The sequence below is a fragment of the Vibrio rhizosphaerae genome (genome assembly GCF_024347095.1).
Lineage (GTDB): Bacteria > Pseudomonadota > Gammaproteobacteria > Enterobacterales > Vibrionaceae > Vibrio > Vibrio rhizosphaerae.
Genome location: NZ_AP024903.1, coordinates 969,886 through 986,810 on the forward strand (window position 1 = coordinate 969,886; position 16,925 = coordinate 986,810).

The following is a 16,925-nucleotide window of genomic DNA, read 5'->3' on the forward strand; positions in this document are numbered from 1 at the left end:
CTGACCCATAACGGCAAAGTGGATCGCAAACATTTACCGGAGCCAAGCTGGCAGCGCGTGATGTTCTCCGCACCGCAAACCCCGACCGAACAGCAACTGGCAGCCTTGTGGCAGACGTTGCTGGGGATCGAATCTGTCGGGCGTCACGACAACTTTTTTGCGCTGGGCGGGCATTCGCTATTGCTGACCCGTCTGGTGAACCGAATCAATCAACAATTTAACCTGAATCTTCGTCTGGCACAGTTGATCGAACTACCGGATCTGGCCAGTCTGGCTGCTTATGTGGATATGAATGATCATTCGCGGCTGGCTGAATCTGCGACCGACCACGAAGATGAACGGGAGAGCTTTGAATTATGAGTATTGCCGTACTTTTAGCTGAGTTATTCCAGCGTGATATTCACTTACGTCTGGAAGATGGCAAATTAAAAGTGGATGCGCCGAAAGGGGCATTGACTGCCGAGGTAAAGCAGACATTACAGGCGAGAAAAGCCGATATGATTGCGCATCTGGCGCAGCAGCAACCGTCCCGGACATGGCCGGTGCTGACTCAGGTCAGCCGGACAGATGATGCCTTGCCCCTCTCTTTTGCTCAGGAACGGATGTGGTTCTTACAGCAGTTTGAGCAGGCAAGCGGCCAATATAATGTTAATGCGCTACTGGCCGTTCAGGGGCAGGTTGATCTGGCACTGTTTCAGCAAGTCTTTGGCCAGCTCGTGGCAGAGCACGAAATTCTGCGGACCTCATTTTCAGCCGCAGCGGATGGCCGTCCGGCTGCGCATATCCATACCGCACAGGCGATCATGGATGCATGGCAAATCCGTGAGATTGATTTATGTGCTACCGAGTCGCCACAAGCCGCTGATGTTGCCTATCAGGCGGCGCTGAAAGCCGCCATGAGCGAACCGTTCGATTTGGCACAGCCGCCGCTGTTCCGCCTCACGCATCTGAAATGTGCCTCAGGAGCGTCCCAGTTGCTCCTGACCTTCCATCATATTCTGGTCGATCACTGGTCATTGCAGAATCTGACACGCATGATGGTGGAGAAAGCCAGTCAGTTGATGGCGCGGTCGTTGACCGGACAGGTGATGGCAGGCGCGTCAAATTCACCGCAAGCCGCATCGCCGGCGTTTCAATATATCGATTATGCCCAATGGCAGAAACAGTTGCTGAGCGGTGAGACCTACGAGCAACTGATGACTTACTGGTGCAATACGCTGGAAAGCGGCGACTATCACCTTGAGCTGCCGATGCGTTGTTCAGCTGAAGCGCTGTCGGGGACGACAAACAACGGGAGCGTCGGAGAGGATGACGGTGCACGTTATCATTTTTCGCTGGCACCGACGGACTATCAGCAACTGAAACGTGTCTGTGAAACGTATCGGATGACACCTTATACGGTGTTGCTTGCCGCCTACCAGTGGATGCTGAGTCAGCGCACCGGACAGCAAGATATCCGGGTTGCATGTCCGGTGGCAGAGCGGGCGCTGCCTGAATTCGAAAATATGTTGGGGCTGTTCGTCAATACACTGGTGATTCGCGCGCAACTCAGCACTGACACGACCGCAGAAACGTGGTTGCAAACGGTTCATCAGGCACTGACTGGGGCGCAAAGTCACAGTGCGATGCCGTTTGAAAAGCTGGTCGATGCACTGGTTTCGACACGGGATATCAGCCATGAACCGCTGGCGCAGAGCATGTTCAATTATCTGGAGCAGTCATCCTCCGCGCCGATCCGGCTGGGGCAGATGGTGATTGAATCGCTGCCGGTTCCGGAATTTACCGCCAAATATGATCTTTCTTTATTTGCCGTTCATCAAAACCAACAACTTGCGTTGTCATTCCAGTATCGGACCGCCTGTTATCGCGGCGAAGATGTGGCGCGTCTGGCTCAGTGTTATCTGACGGCGCTGCGCGATTTATTGCAATGCCTGGCCGGGGAACCGACCCGGCCACTGCGCACTATGTCCGGTCTCAGTGACTCCGAGTGGCAGACCTTATGGCAGTGGAACCAAACTGAACAGCCGGCTTTTCTGCCGCCCCAACTGGCACATGCGACACTCGGTGAGGCCTTCGCAGGACAGGCACGCCAAACACCACAGCAGCGGGCCTTGGTTTTCACGCAAACCACACCCCAAGGGCTGCAGGAAGTGTGCTGGGATTATCAGACGCTCAGCCATAAGGTCAATCAGCTGGCCCATTGGATTCGTAAACAAGGTGTCGCACCGGAAAGCCGGATTGCCATTTGTATGCCAAGAAGCGCTCAGATGGTGGTCAGTTTGCTGGCGACGGTGCAAGCCGGATGTGCTTACGTGCCGGTTGACCCGGAGCATCCGGCACAGCGACTGGCATTTATTGTTCAACAAGCCCGACCAAGCTTGCTGCTGACTGTCCCTGAACTGGACCATTTTACCCACACATTTGCCGGAGACTTGCCGTGTCATGTGCTGGATGATGACTGGTCTCTGGTGGCTCAGGAAGCGACGGACTGGCAGGTGCCAAATCAGACAGAACCGGATCATCTGGCGTATGTCCTCTTTACTTCCGGCTCGACGGGTAAGCCCAAAGGCGTCGCTGTGCCGCATGTGGGTGTCATGAACCGGATCTTGTGGATGCAGGATCAGTATCCCCTTAACGGGACAGACGTGGTACTCCAGAAAACGCCGTACAGTTTTGATGTGTCGGTCTGGGAATTTTTCTGGCCGCTGATGGTGGGGGCGACGCTGGTCGTCGCGCCGCCCGATGCACATAAAGACAGCCAGACATTAGTCGATTTGATCCGCCAGCATACGGTGACGACTCTGCATTTTGTTCCGACCATGCTGCAAGCCTTTTTAGATCATCAGCATGTGACGGCTTGTACCTCGCTGCGCCGGGTATTTACCAGTGGCGAAGCGCTCTCCTTTGCCCTGAAAGAGCGCTTCTTTTCGCTGTTCTCCTGCCAGTTACATAACCTGTACGGGCCGACGGAAGCCTCAATCGATGTCACTTACTGGGATTGCAGCACCCCGTGTCCGGCCATCGTGCCGATCGGTTATCCGATTGCCAATATGCAAACCTGGATTCTCAATGCAGAGCTGAATCCGGTACCGGTGGGCGTCGCTGGTGAGCTTTATCTGAGTGGCCCCGGTTTAGCCCGCGGCTATTTGGGCCGGGATGACCTGACCGAGCAGGCATTTATCGCCAATCCTTTTTATGAAGATTACAAGGACAGACGCCTGAAGGCGGGGCATGCTAACGAGGACACACGCTGGTATGCGCGTCTCTACCGGACCGGCGATCTGGCCCGTTACCGCGAAGATGGCAGCATTGAATATCTGGGGCGGACCGATTTTCAGGTCAAAGTCCGTGGTTTACGCATTGAGTTAGGGGAGATTGAAGCTGCGATTCTTGCGCTGGATTTTGTCAAAGAGGTACTGGTCACCGCACCGGATCAACAAACGTTAGCCGCTTATGTGGTGATAGAGGGCGATGAACCGGACTGGGCGCAGTGGCAGACGTTACTCGCGTCTCATTTACCGGCTTATATGATTCCTGCGGTGTTTGTCCGTCTCGATGCGATGCCGGTCAATGCCAACGGCAAAGCGGATCGCAAAGCTTTACCGGCGATCGATCTGGCACGTCAGAACGCAGGCGCGTATGTGGCACCGCAGTCACCGCGTGAAGCACAACTGGCACAAGTGTTTGCTGACGTGCTGCGACTCAAAACCGTCAGTGTTGAAGATAATTTCTTTGCGCTGGGAGGGGATTCGATCATGAGCCTTCAGGTGGTGTCTAAAGCCCGGGCTGTCGGATTGGCGATAGAGCCGAAGCAAGTCTTCCGGTATGCCACAGTCAGAGCGCTGGCCGCGGTTGCTCAAGTCAGTGAACAGGCCGATTTTTCTGCTGAAAGGTATTATGGCGACGCGCCGGTGAGTGCGATTCAACACTGGTTCCTCAGTCAGAACCTGCCCAATCCCGATCAGTTTAATCAGGCTGTGTTGTTGACCAGTACGGCCGTGATTGACCCTGCGTTGGTAGAACAGACACTCGTACGGCTGTTACAGGTACATCCATTGCTTGCTGCCCGCTTTTCGCGCAATTCGGATGGTCAATGGATTCAGTCGATTCCCCGCCCAAATCAGATCAGCGCTGAGCAGTTGGCATTTCAGTCTCTGGAGTGGCAAGTCTCCGCAGACGAGCCACTTCAGCCTCGCATCGATCAACTGTGTCAGCAAACGCAGTCGGCCCTGTCGCTGAGCGAAGGCCCGCTGTTCCGCGCGGTTCTGGTGCGTATTGCCGAGGATGCAACAGCGAACTGCTCATACCGGCTGTTGCTGGTCGCACACCACCTGATTATCGATGCGGTTTCATGGCGAATTTTACTGGAGGCGTTGCATCAGGGATATCTGTGCTTACAGGAGATGGCCTTGCCGGGACAGACGCTCTTACAGGGACAGACACCGCAACCGATGGCTCTGCCAGACGGGATTTTTCAGGCTCAGACACTGCCTTACAAAGGCTGGACCGAGCAGTTTGCAGCACGTTTCGGCTCTGCTGCCAGCTTCGGGGGACAGACGGTTTTAGAGCAGGACTTACCGGGACAGACGACCGATCCGTCGGTGACTGAGCAATACACCGGGCTGGAAGCATGGCAGGCGTGGACTGCCCAGCCGGACGTTCAGCAAGCCTTACAAGTAACTTACCCGTTGGCGGAACAACCGCTGTTTCCGCAGCAGCCGGCAGGGATTGCTGCGATGGAACGTTTTGAGTTGTCGCCTCACACCACGCAGACTCTGTTTGAGCGCATTGCGCCGGCGGTAAAAGCCAATGGCGAAGAAATTTGTCTGACGGCCTTGGCGTATGCTTTGTGGCAATGGAGCGGACAACCGCACCATCTGATTCAGCTTGAGGGGCATGGCCGGGATCAATTGGATCTCGATGTCAGTCAAACGCTGGGGTGGTTTACCCGGATTTATCCGGCGCTGATCAGTGCTCCTGCGACAGCGGATCAACCGTGGCAGCAGGCGTTGCTTTCGAATCGTGTTGCACTGAGCCATAACCCGGAGCGCGGTCAGGCAATGCCATTTTTACCGATTCAGTCACGTTTGAGTGAGTTGTCACCGGCACGCTGGCAACCGACATTGGTGTTTAACTATCTGGGACAACTGGATCTGCCATCGACATCCCGCGACGGAGCCGCGTTGTTTAGCAAAGCACCTGAAGTATTGTCGGCATTCCGCGATGAACAAAACCCACGTCACTGGCCGATCGAAATCAATGCGTTTGTTCAACACGGGCAGTTGGTGATCAATGTGCAGTATGCTGCGCAATGGTTACCTCAGGTACAGGCACAGCGACTTGCCACGTTGTTAGCCGATAGTCTTGAATCGCTGGCGCAGAGCCGCGAGATCGCCGCGGGAGCGATTGCCGCAGATTATCCGCTGGCGAAGGTCAGTGAGGCACAGGTGCAGGCGATTGTGCGTCAGGCCGAACATCAGGGGATGAGCGTGGAAGACCTCTACCCGCTGTCTCCGGCGCAACAGGGGATGTACTTCCACTGCCTCGACCATCCCGATGCCTATATCAGTCAGAGTGTGGTGACATGCCGGGGGCCGTTGCATCCGGCGTATTTCCGGCAGGCATGGCAACAGGCAGTCAACCGTCATACCGCCTTGCGGACCCGCTTTATTTGTGACGGGGTTGATGAGCCGCATCAACTGGTGCAACAGCCGTTACGGGGACAGTCTTCACAAGGACAGGCGTTACAGGGACAGACGCCGCAAGTGCCGCTGGTGTTTGATGAATATGATGCGTCGGCGCTGACCGAGGCTGAACGTCAGCAACAGTTACACCGATTACAACAGCAAGCGCGTACACAGTTGGATCTTGAACAAGCACCGCTGATGCGACTGGCTTTGGTGCGCTGGCCCGATACCGCAGACGGGCAAGCGAATTACCGCCTGATCTGGACAATTCACCATTTAATTATGGACGGCTGGTGTCTGCAACGGCTGGTGGGAGAAGTGATGGCCGATTACCGGGCATTGGTGAAGGGGGAGTCTTTACCCGGCACCGCCGGATCCGCTTATCGCGATTTTATCGCATGGCTGGCTGAATCAGAACGCGCTACTGATGCGAAAGCATATTGGCAGCGTGCTCTGGCAGGATTTGAGCAAGGCAAGTCACTTCCCGCGCCTGTGGCTGATGCATCGGTGCGTTCGGACACAACGTTCCATTCGCAGTCGTTGGGTGAGTCGCTCAGTGCCGCACTGACAAGCTGGGCGCGGACGCAAGGGATCACCTTAAATACCGTGATTCAGGGATTATGGGGACTGGTATTGTCCCGTTATCTGGCCACAGATGATGTGGTGTATGGCGTAACAACATCCGGCCGTCCGGCAGATCTCGCCAATGCGGATGGGATCATGGGGGTCTTTATCAATACTCTCCCACTGCGTCTGCGGATTGAGGCCGATACCTTGCTGGGGGACTGGCTGGCCGCATTGCAGGATCAAAATCTGAATATGCGCGATTACGAGCAGACCCCGTTGGCGAATATTCAGCGTTATGCCGCGCTATCCGGTAGCGGTCCGTTGTTTGACAGCCTGTTGGTATTTGAAAATCTGCCGGTGTCAGATTCAACACCGATCGACGGACTTTCGCTGTCTCTGGATGCGCACCATGTGGAGAATAATTTCCCGCTGACATTGCGGGTGGTGCCGAGAACCAATCTGCAATTTGATCTGCTGATCAACCCGCAGCAAGTCGATGCCGGACGGATGCCCGGGCTGGTCAGTCAATTAATCGGCTGGATTGAGCGGGTGGTTGCCGATCCGCATTCACCGCAGCAATCACTGATGAACCTGATCCGTCGCTGGTCTGAGGCGGAATGTTCAGGTGCCGTACCGGCTTCGCTCGGGGCGTTATCTCACGTCACTTCTGTACCGTCTGAACATGCACTGGCACGGATACAGACGCAGCCAAGTGAAGCGACAGCGCTCGCATTTCATTCCGGCCAAGATTCACTGACACAATGGTCGTATCAGACATTGCTCTCTCAGGCCGGGCAATTGGCGCAGCAGCTACCTGAAATAAATCGAGATGGGGTGAACCGCACTGAGCGAGGCAGCGAGGTGCCTGTCGTGGCGATTTGTATGCCGCGACAGACGGAACAAATCGTTGCAATGCTGGCGGCCTGGTATCAGGGGGCGGCATGGGTATGTATTGACCCGGAGCTGCCATTTTCCCGGATTCAGCACATCATCGACGATGCACAACCGGCTTATGTGATTGGCGGGGAAGTGCCAAGCTGGGCCAGTGACTGGGGTGACGGGCGGTGGGGCGTCTGTCCCCGCAATGAGTCCTCCGGTGATTGGGGTGTCTGTCCCCGTAACGACGTCCCCCGTAACGACGCCGATCAAGCGCGGGTACATCACGCATGTGCGTGGATCGATATCACCAAGCTGAGTCGATGCGCTGGCGTGACAACAGCACCGGTGTCGCCGTTACCACGATTAACGGCACAGGACACCGCGTATCTGGTGTATACCTCCGGTTCAACGGGTAAACCCAAAGGAGTACAAGTGAGTCACGGTAATCTGCTCAGTTATGTGGATGCGCTGTTTGAGCGCGTCCCGCTGACACCGGATGCATCGATGACCACCTTTGCTACTGTGGCTGCGGATCTGGGTTTCACGTGTGTACTGGCTTCATTATGCAGTGGCCGAACCTTGCGTTTGTTGCCTCCGAATGACTATTTTGATCCCGAAGCCTTGGCCGGACGGCTGGCACAACATCCGGTGGATGTGCTGAAAATCGCACCGTCACATCTGAAAGCATTACTAGCCGTTGCTGAGCCGCAACGGTTATTACCGCAGCAATGTCTGATCGTCGGTGGAGAGTCCTTGGATGCGTCCCTTTGGGCACAGTTGCAAGCGCTTGCGCCGACGATGACCCTCATCAATCACTATGGCCCGACGGAGGCAACGATTGGTTGCTGCGCCACAGAAATTCGTTCAGCGGATGATCTCGGTTCGATTGGGACACCGCTGGCAAATGGGGTCGCCTATGTGGTTGATGATGCGGGATTGCCCGTGGCTAACGGCGTCGCCGGTGAATTGTGGATTGCCGGTGCCGGAGTCGCAAAAGGTTATTTGAATCAGCCGGATAACACGGCCAGACAGTTCAGCCGTACCGATATTCTGGGCTTGAGTGATGACTCGGTTGGGTTGCCGCTGTATAAAACCGGAGATCGCGTGATGCGAGGGGCACAGGGCGAACTACGCTATCTGGGGCGTCAGGATGATCAGGTAAAAATTCGGGGGTTCCGGGTTGAGCTGGGAGAAGTGAGTGCGACCTTGCAAGATCTGCCTGAAGTTGAAGAAGCTGTGGTGCTGGCGGTTGACGGGCCGAGTGGTCAACGTTTGGCGGCAGCAGTGAGGCTGGCTCCCTGTGAAGATGCAGACCCGCGCCGGTTAAAACAGCTTGAAATCGCGCTGGAAGCTCTGTTGCCTGATTATATGGTGCCACGGTTATGGCAGGCGTTGACTCAGTTCCCGTTACAGAAAAACGGCAAGCTGGATCGACAGGCGCTGACATCGTGTTTGCTTGCGTCAATGGTGACCCCTTCGCTCTCAGAAGTCGGTTCACCGTCGCTGCCTGACACGGATTCGGCTGCCACAGCTCAGACTGACGGTGAACCTGCTTTACCGACTGCAACTGCAATTCATGAGGTACTCGGCGACCTGTGGCAGCGTCTGCTCAATGTCCGGCCGCAAGCCGAAGATAACCTGTTTACGCTGGGCGCTGATTCGATTATCTGTCTGCAATTTATTGCCAAAGCACGGCAGCATGGCTTGAAACTGACGCCGAAACAGATTTATGCCGCACCGACGATTGCTGCGTTGACGGCATTGCTGGCGGAACAAACCGCTGAATCTGGCGGTGCCGCTGCGAAAATCACACCGGTTGAATGCAAGACACCGGTACATGCTCCATCAATGGCTGAACCATCTGCTGAGGCGTCGGCCACAGTGGCCGGAACGCCATCCGTCACCGAAACACTGCAATCTCTCTGGGCTGCGTTACTCCGGCAACCGGTATCGGTGGATGATAATTTCTTCACCCTGGGCGGGGATTCGATTATCGCCTTGCAATTGGTGGCCCGGGCGCGGCAGCATGGTCTGGTGATTACGCCGAAAATGCTCTATGCCACGCCGACCATTGCTGAGCTGGCGGTGACACTCGGTGAAACAGCGCCACCTTCGGCAGGCGCGGAGTCTGCCGCTGTAGCGGCTGAAACGAGCGTGCAGACACCAGACACTGACACCGCATCAGCAAAGCCGTCGCTCCTGCCGCTTCTGCCGATTCAACAGTGGTTCCTCGAACAGCCGCAGCCCCATCCGCATTACTGGAATCAGGCGGTCATGCTCCAAGTACCGACCCGGATTGTTCACCGGGTGATGAGTCAGGCAGTCGATGCGCTGTTACACAAGCATCCGTTGCTGACGGCACGTTTTGAACATCTGGATACACCGGCACAGGCTGGCTATCGTTTGTCGCATGAAACGGCGGCGGTGTATGCCGGATTCGATGGTCAGGATACGGCCGGATTAACCGCGTTGGTGGCGGCAACCCAGCAGAGTCTCAATCTGAGCGAAGGACCATTATTCAAAGTGGTCGCCTTTAATCTGGCTGACGGCCGTAGTCAGCTGTTACTGGTTGCGCACCATCTGGTGGTGGACGGGGTCTCGTGGCGTGTCATTGGCCGGGAATTACATCAGGCCTATCAGCGCTTATTGAATGGGGATGCGGTCACGCTCGGTGAGGAAATAACCACCGCTGCCCAGTGGCAGCACCAGTTGCTGGATTTGCCGGATGACAAACTTGTCGCGGCGCAACAATACTGGCAGCCGATGGTTAATCGGTTTGATGCCGGGATTCTGATAGCCGGCGCTCAGCCCGGTACGATCGGCGCAGTATATCGTCGTCACCAGACATTTTCACCGCAACTGACCGCCCATTTGCTGGGATTAGGGAGCCTGCATCAGCGCTCGGCTTGTGAAGTGGCGATGCTTGCCGCGCTGACTCAGGCGGTTCAGGTGCAGTTTCCACGGGATCAGCTACTGATTGAAATGGAGAGTCACGGACGTTGTCCTTGGCTTGCCGGGCAAGACTTGAGTGAGACCGTCGGGTGGCTGACCAGTCGCTTCCCGGTTCGCTTGGACACTGCATCGGAGGATTTAGAGCGCGTCGCTGGCCAACTGGCTGCTGTGCCTGACCTCGGTATCGGTTACGGTGTGTTGCGTTATCTGCATCAACGGCTGGCATTCCCCGCGCCGCAGATTTTGTTCAATTATCTGGGCCAAACCGGCACGTCCGATATGGACTGGCAGCTGACTGACGGTGCCGGACAAGCGCGCCATCCTGAGAGTTTGCGCCGCCAGTTGATTGAAGTCACAGCACAAATCCGGGACGGCCAGCTGACGGTGGTTTGGCAGTATCCGCCAGCGCTGAAGCCGCAGCTCGACCCTGTGGTTGATGCCTTTGAACAGGGGCTTGAACGTGTCTCGTCCTTACAGGGACAGACGCCTTTAGCAGGACAGACGCAGGAACAGACGTTACGGGGACAGACGCCTTTAGCATTACGGGGACAGACGCCTTTAGCAGGACAGACGCAGGAACAGACGTTACAAGGACAGACGGCCCAGCCGGTGGCTGGGTATGTGTTGACGCCGGTGCAGCAGGGGATGTATCTGCATAGCTCTGCGCTGCAAGGGGGGGACTCGGTATATTTCAATCAGACAGCGGTGGCGATTGACGGCGCGCTGGATGCCGAAGCATTTGTGCAGGCGTGGCAGCAAACGGTTAATACTGAGCAGGCGCTGCGGGCACGTTTTCAGGATAATGCACAGGGTGAGCCTCGCCAGTATTTTGCGGATCAAGTCACGCTGCCGGTTGAAATGTTGGATTGGTCCGGTGATGACATCACGCAATCGCAGCATCAACAACAGCTGCATCAACAACTGGATGCGTTTTGTCGGGCTGATCGGGCGCGAGGGTTTGATCTCAATACGCCGCCATTAATGCGTTTGACGCTGATTCGTATTGCGGAGCAGCAGCATTGGTTGATCTGGAGTCGTCATCATTTGATTGTTGATGCATGGTGTTCGGCTCTGGTGATTCAGGATGTGATGCAGCGTTATCGTCAGGCGATGGGAGATACCGCGATCCAACTGACTCCGCGACCGGATTTTTCGATCTATCTCGATTGGCTGGCTGAGCAGGATCTCGATGCGTCTAAAGCGTTCTGGAACAACTATCTGCGTGGATTTGAAACCCCGGTCGCCTTGCCTTCCGGCTCCGATCGTGATTCATTTGCGTTGTTTGAGCATCGCCTGAGTGAAACGCTTACCTCGGCGGTCAAGTCGCTGTGTCGGCAGCATGGGGTGACGCTCAATTCGGTGATGCAGGCGGCGTGGGCTTTGACGCTTGCTCATCACAGCGGGCAGCACGATATTGTGTTCGGCATGACCACATCCGGGCGTCCTGCTGAGTTACCGCAAGCACAGCGGATTATCGGTATTTTTATTCATACGATCGCGGTGCGGATAAGTTTACAGCCTGATCAGACGCTGGCTCAATTACTGGCGCTGGTACACCGTCAGGGCGTGGAATTGCGGGAACACGAATGTCTGCCGCTGGTGGAGATTACTGCCCAGAGTGCGTTGGCACAAAATGGCGCATTGCGGGGACAGTCGCTTTTTGATGCGCTACTCGTGTTTGAAAATGAAGCGCTCGGCGAGGGGGCAGGCAAGAGCAGTAATAGTAATCACGGTTTGTCAGTCACGCCATTGCAGGCTTATGAGCGCAATAATTATCCGCTGACATTGACAGTGATGCCCCATGAAGCGTTGATGTTGCGGATGGGTTGCGATGGTGAACGGGTTTCTCTTCGGGCAGCCCAGGCCATGTTGGCAACGCTGACACGGGTTCTTTCTGCCTTTACCACCGCTCAGAGCCGTGATGTGCTGACGGATATCAGCCGTCAGAGTGTCACCGCTGATGCCGGTTTGCGCGGTGAATCTGTCACGTTGGATCAATGGCATCTCGGAACAGGAATTCTGGCGGACTGGGCCACGAAACAACACCGTGTGGCGGTGTCTGACGGGAATGGCGAGTTGACTTATGCTGAGCTGCTGGAGCGTGCATTGCATCTTGCGTATGCATTACGATGCCGGGGAGTAACGGCGCACAGTCGTGTGGTGGTGTGTCATGCGCGTCAGACTGATATGTTGGTTGCATTACTGGGCGTTTATGCGACCGGTGCCGGTTATGTGCCACTGGATCCGTCCCAGCCTCAAGCTCGTCTACAATTGATTCTGGAAGAGATCTCACCGGATTTGATCCTGAATGACGGCTCGGTGATGCTCGGTGAGACGGGTCTGAATCACAGTGTGTCGTCACTGATTGCGACCACACCATTCAGTGACGCCGACCGCGAGCAGGCGTTGATGCGTTTGACACAGCAAGATCAAGGCTTGGCCTACACCATCTTTACTTCCGGGTCGACCGGGCGGCCGAAAGGCGTTCAGATCCCCCGCTCGGCATTGAGTAATTTCTTGCAGAGTATGGTGTCGGTGACCGGCATGACTGAGCACGATAAGTTACTGGCTGTGACGACGGTCGGGTTTGATATCGCGGTGTTGGAGCTGTTCGTACCTTTGCTTGTCGGCGCACAGGTGGTCATTGCTGATGAAACGATGGTGCGCGATGGTGCAGCGTTATCGGTATGTCTGCAACAGCGGGGCATTTCAGTGATGCAGGCAACACCGATCACATGGCAGATGTTAATGGAACAACCTGTACAGGATTGGTCACATCTGACCGCGCTGGTCGGCGGGGAAGCGCTGCCGCCGGCATTGGCCGAAGGCATGCTTGCCCGCGGTGTGCGTCTGCTGAATATGTATGGTCCGACGGAAACCACGGTCTGGTCATCTTGTGCAGAAATCACCTCTGCCAATATGGCGCAGCCGCCGCTGGGCCGGCCAATTGCCAATACGCAATTATATGTGTTGGATGCATGGCACCATCCGGTGGCTCCGGGAGCAGAAGGTGAGTTATTCATCGGCGGCGACGGCGTGTCGCTGGGGTATCTCAACCGGGACGATTTGACCGCCGGAGTCTTCTTGCCGGATCCATTTGCGCACCGTGCTGACGCCCTGATGTATAAAACCGGGGATCGGGTCCGTTTGTCGGCCGATGGCGAACTCTTCTATGTCGGCCGGACGGACTTTCAGATCAAGTTACGTGGTTACCGGATTGAGACCGGTGAGATAGAAGCGCGGCTCGGCGCGATCGACGGGATCCGTGAAGCGGTGGTCAGCCTCTGTTATGCCGGTACGGAGCGAGCCTGCTTAGTCGGATATGTCACCGTTCATTCAACCGTCAGAGCGCACGACGAAGTGATGAACAGCGATACCATTTTGTCATCACTCAAGCGCACACTGCCTGCGTATATGGTGCCTCAGCAGATCGTTTATCTGACACAGATGCCACTCAATGCGAACGATAAGATTGATCGCAAAGCCCTGCCTGAGCCGCAGTTATCTGCGCTTATTTCGACACAGAAAACAGTGCCGCAGACTTCGGCTGAGACGACGCTGGCTCAGATTTGGCAGTCACTGCTTGGTGTCGCCACGGTTTATCGGGAAGATGACTTCTTTGCCCTTGGCGGCAATTCACTGCTGGCCGGCCGCTTGGTAGCCATGCTTCGGCGTCAGAGTGGACTAACCTTGCCACTCACTGCGGTGTTCCGTCATTCTGAGTTACAGGCACTTGCGCTGCATGTCGAAGCAGAACCGACACCGGATACGGCCGACAAGCCGCAGCATGAGTGTTATGCCGATGCGGAGCGACAGACGGATGCGACGTCAACTGATACGGCATTGCTGGTCCCGATGAATGCTCAGGCCGAAGCCAATCTACTCACCAGTCAGGCACAGGGTAATGTCTTCCTGCTTCATCCTGCCGGGGGGATTGTCCGGGCTTATCAGACTATGGTGCAACACTTCGATAACCGTTTCCCGGTTTATGGCATTGAATCCCCGCAATTGCATGGTCTCAGCATGGCAGATTCAGCAAATCTGGAGCAACTGGCTGAACGCTATGTCGCACTGATTCGCACCGTGCAACCTCACGGGCCTTACCGTTTGGTGGGATGGTCGTTCGGAGCGTGGCTGGCCATGGCTATAGCGCACCAGCTTGAAGCGCTCAATGAAACGGTCGAGAGCGTGACCATTATCGATGCGCGGGCTGAGGTGGAGAAAGCACGCTTGCAAGTCCCACAGCTCAATCGGGTGACGCGTTACTTAGCTTGCCTCAATCATCGCCACCGGGTGTTATTGCTGGAGAATCATCTGGCTGAACTGATATCGCTGGAGCAAACGTTAGCAGGACAGACGGCGCAACCGGATCCGGAATCATCAGGGGAGGGATTAGGGCGTCTGTCCCCGCAAGATTCGCCGTCCCCGCAAGATTCGCAGGGTGTTGAGGCGTCTGTCCCCGTTAGTGACTCGGGTACCATAAGCCCCGAGACAACAGGGCAAGGGTGTCTGTCCTCGCAGGTGTTCGGGCGTCTGTCCCCGCAAGCGCAGGACTTGTTTGTGTTCGACACACTGGCGCAGTTGCTGGGGGAGACGGCGCTTTTGGATGATGAAGCCGCAGATCGGGCGCTGCGTTTGATGCAGATGCAGTTGTTGATGCACAGCCATCAGCTCATGCGTGAGCATGTACTGAAGCCGGTTGCCGCGCCGTTGCAGGTATTCTGGTCGAGTCAGACACTCGATGGTTCTCGTTATCAGCAGGGGGCGGATACCAGTGAGTGGGATTGTTACGGGCAGGTGCAGTCGCAGGTGTTCTCCGGGGATCATGACAGTATTGTGCGTGATCCGCATGTGGCTGAGCAGATCCTCGTCCGTATTCAACGTTTGGCTATCGCTGTCAGTGATGAACTGAGCTGAGTGATTGGCTGAGTGGGGATGTGCCTCAACAGAAGAGCCCGGCAATGCCGGGCTCTGTCATCGATGGGGTGGTATCAACGCATCGATTTTCAATCGGATGCAAATATTTACCGCTTGGATAGCTGAGTCGTTGCTAGTTATCTCGATTAGAAACCATATAAAATGAGGGGTGATGCATATAAATAATAATATGCCATACATTTCATATGTTTGTTTTGTTATGCTCCCTTCCCGGTTGAAGGTCTTTATTGTCTTGTATTCTTTATCGTCACTTCTGTTGTAGCCATATCATCCATTTCTTAGATTTCACTCATGGAAAATAATTATGAAATATACAGCCTATAAGGGCGTTATTCAGGCATTGCTTAGTGGTTGTCTGTTAATTTCTACCTATGTTTACGCTCAACCCCAACTGATCACTGACGATGTTCAGCTACGGATTAAACCCATGCATCAGACTGGGATGACGACGCAATCTGACTTCAATGTCACAACACAACCTTTTGAACAGTCGATTGATGTCCGTCAGTTCGATCTGACTCATGATGCCGAATCAATCTTACAAACCGCAGCATCTGATACCGCGCCGCCCGTCTTTTCGATTGCATTAAATAATGCCTACAAAGATACCCTGACTGCCGATTCTCCTGAACACTGGTATGCTTTCAGTGCCAATGAAGCCGGAAAGGTGACTGTGATTGCGTCTCAGATTCCGAGCAACATGACTTACAAAGCGTATCTGTATAGCAAACCTGCGGGTGATGCATCGGCAGATTATACCTCGGTTGGTTTTTCAACCACGCTGGGCGCTTTACGACAACAAATCGCAGCAACGAGCAGTGCAGCAAGTGACTACATATTGGTGATTCGCTCTGAAGGGGAGAATTATGGTGATAGCTTTGTTCTGACGACTGCATTTTCAACGAAATATGATGACAATGAGCCGAACGATAACTTCTGGCAAGCCACCAATGTTGAAGGCATGGGGCCGATTACCGGGCAAATGGACAATATGTATGATCTTGATGTGTTTAAAATTGAGATCCCCACGCAGAAACAACTGGTTTTTGCTCTCACCGGAGAAGGCTATGGGAATTATAAAGCTGAACTATTCAATGCGAATGGTCAGAGTCTCGGGGTGATCGATGACAAAGACCCAGCCTCAGCAACACTCTCTGCGGGGACTTACTATTGGGCGGTAAGGGCTGATGGTGACAAGGTGGTTGCTACGGATACCTATACCCTGACTACAACTGAAAAACTGGCAGGTTTATCACTAAGCGTTACAACAGACGAATATAGTTCCAGAAGAATAGACTATGGTCAGGGTGACTACTTTGCACTTAAAACTTCTGCCGTTATCAAAGGTCAAGCCATCAATTCAGCCGGTGAACCGATTGCTACCGCGAAATTAAAGTTTGAGTTTCAAAGTAATGCCGGAAAGTCTTTGAATGAAGTCGCCTGGGCGACAACAGATGACAACGGTAATTTTGAACTCACGGTAAAATCCCCGGCAGATTACGGTCGTCTCTTATTCTATGGTCCAGTCTATACCTATCATTATGATCTTCATGCGTTGGTTATTTATGTTGACTATGGCGGCAAATTATCCCCGATCCCTCAAATGGTGATAGACGAGACATCGTATGATGGTAGTCGCTCACAATACACAACAGATAAGGGTTATATTATTTTTTATGATATCTCTCATCTGACATATCATGGGTAATATCCATTGCGTTGATTAACACCCATTCAGTTGATTAACCCTGTTCAACCTGTTTCTGAGTTCATCACCCGGAAACAGGTTTTTTATATCGAGGGTCATGATAAACCGCTTGGGGGATACATGATGGGTGATCGCTCAATTGCCATTGCCCGCATCCGATGCCGATGGTTCAAATATTCGCATGATCGTCCGGT

Annotated in this window: 3 protein-coding genes (1 of these 3 running past the window's edge); all 3 read left to right on the forward strand. The window is 54.6% G+C overall.

The window, feature by feature from the left end; translation table 11 throughout:
• Positions 1 to 360: the 3' end of a condensation domain-containing protein gene (locus OCV37_RS04205; RefSeq protein ID WP_051680609.1), read on the forward strand. Its footprint begins 7,113 nt before the window's first position; the window shows 360 of its 7,473 coding nt (coding positions 7,114-7,473); its start codon lies off the left edge, out of view; its stop codon occupies positions 358 to 360.
• Positions 357 to 15,002 carry a non-ribosomal peptide synthetase gene (locus tag OCV37_RS04210; protein ID WP_051680607.1) on the forward strand — a complete coding sequence of 4,882 codons (14,646 nt, stop codon included), beginning with the start codon at positions 357 to 359 and terminating at the stop codon, positions 15,000 to 15,002. The genes OCV37_RS04205 and OCV37_RS04210 overlap by 4 nt, the downstream gene beginning before the upstream one ends.
• A 325-nt stretch (positions 15,003 to 15,327) precedes the next feature.
• A complete protein-coding gene (locus OCV37_RS04215) occupies positions 15,328 to 16,731 on the forward strand; it encodes a hypothetical protein (RefSeq protein WP_038182264.1) in 1,404 nt (467 codons plus the stop codon).
• The last annotated feature ends 194 nt before the right edge of the window (positions 16,732 to 16,925 follow it).

Coding starts and splice junctions, on each gene's coding strand:
- OCV37_RS04210 (WP_051680607.1), top strand. CDS start 357: ATGAGTATTGCCGTACTTTTAGCTGAGTTATTCCAGCGTGATATTCAC.
- OCV37_RS04215 (WP_038182264.1), top strand. CDS start 15,328: ATGAAATATACAGCCTATAAGGGCGTTATTCAGGCATTGCTTAGTGGT.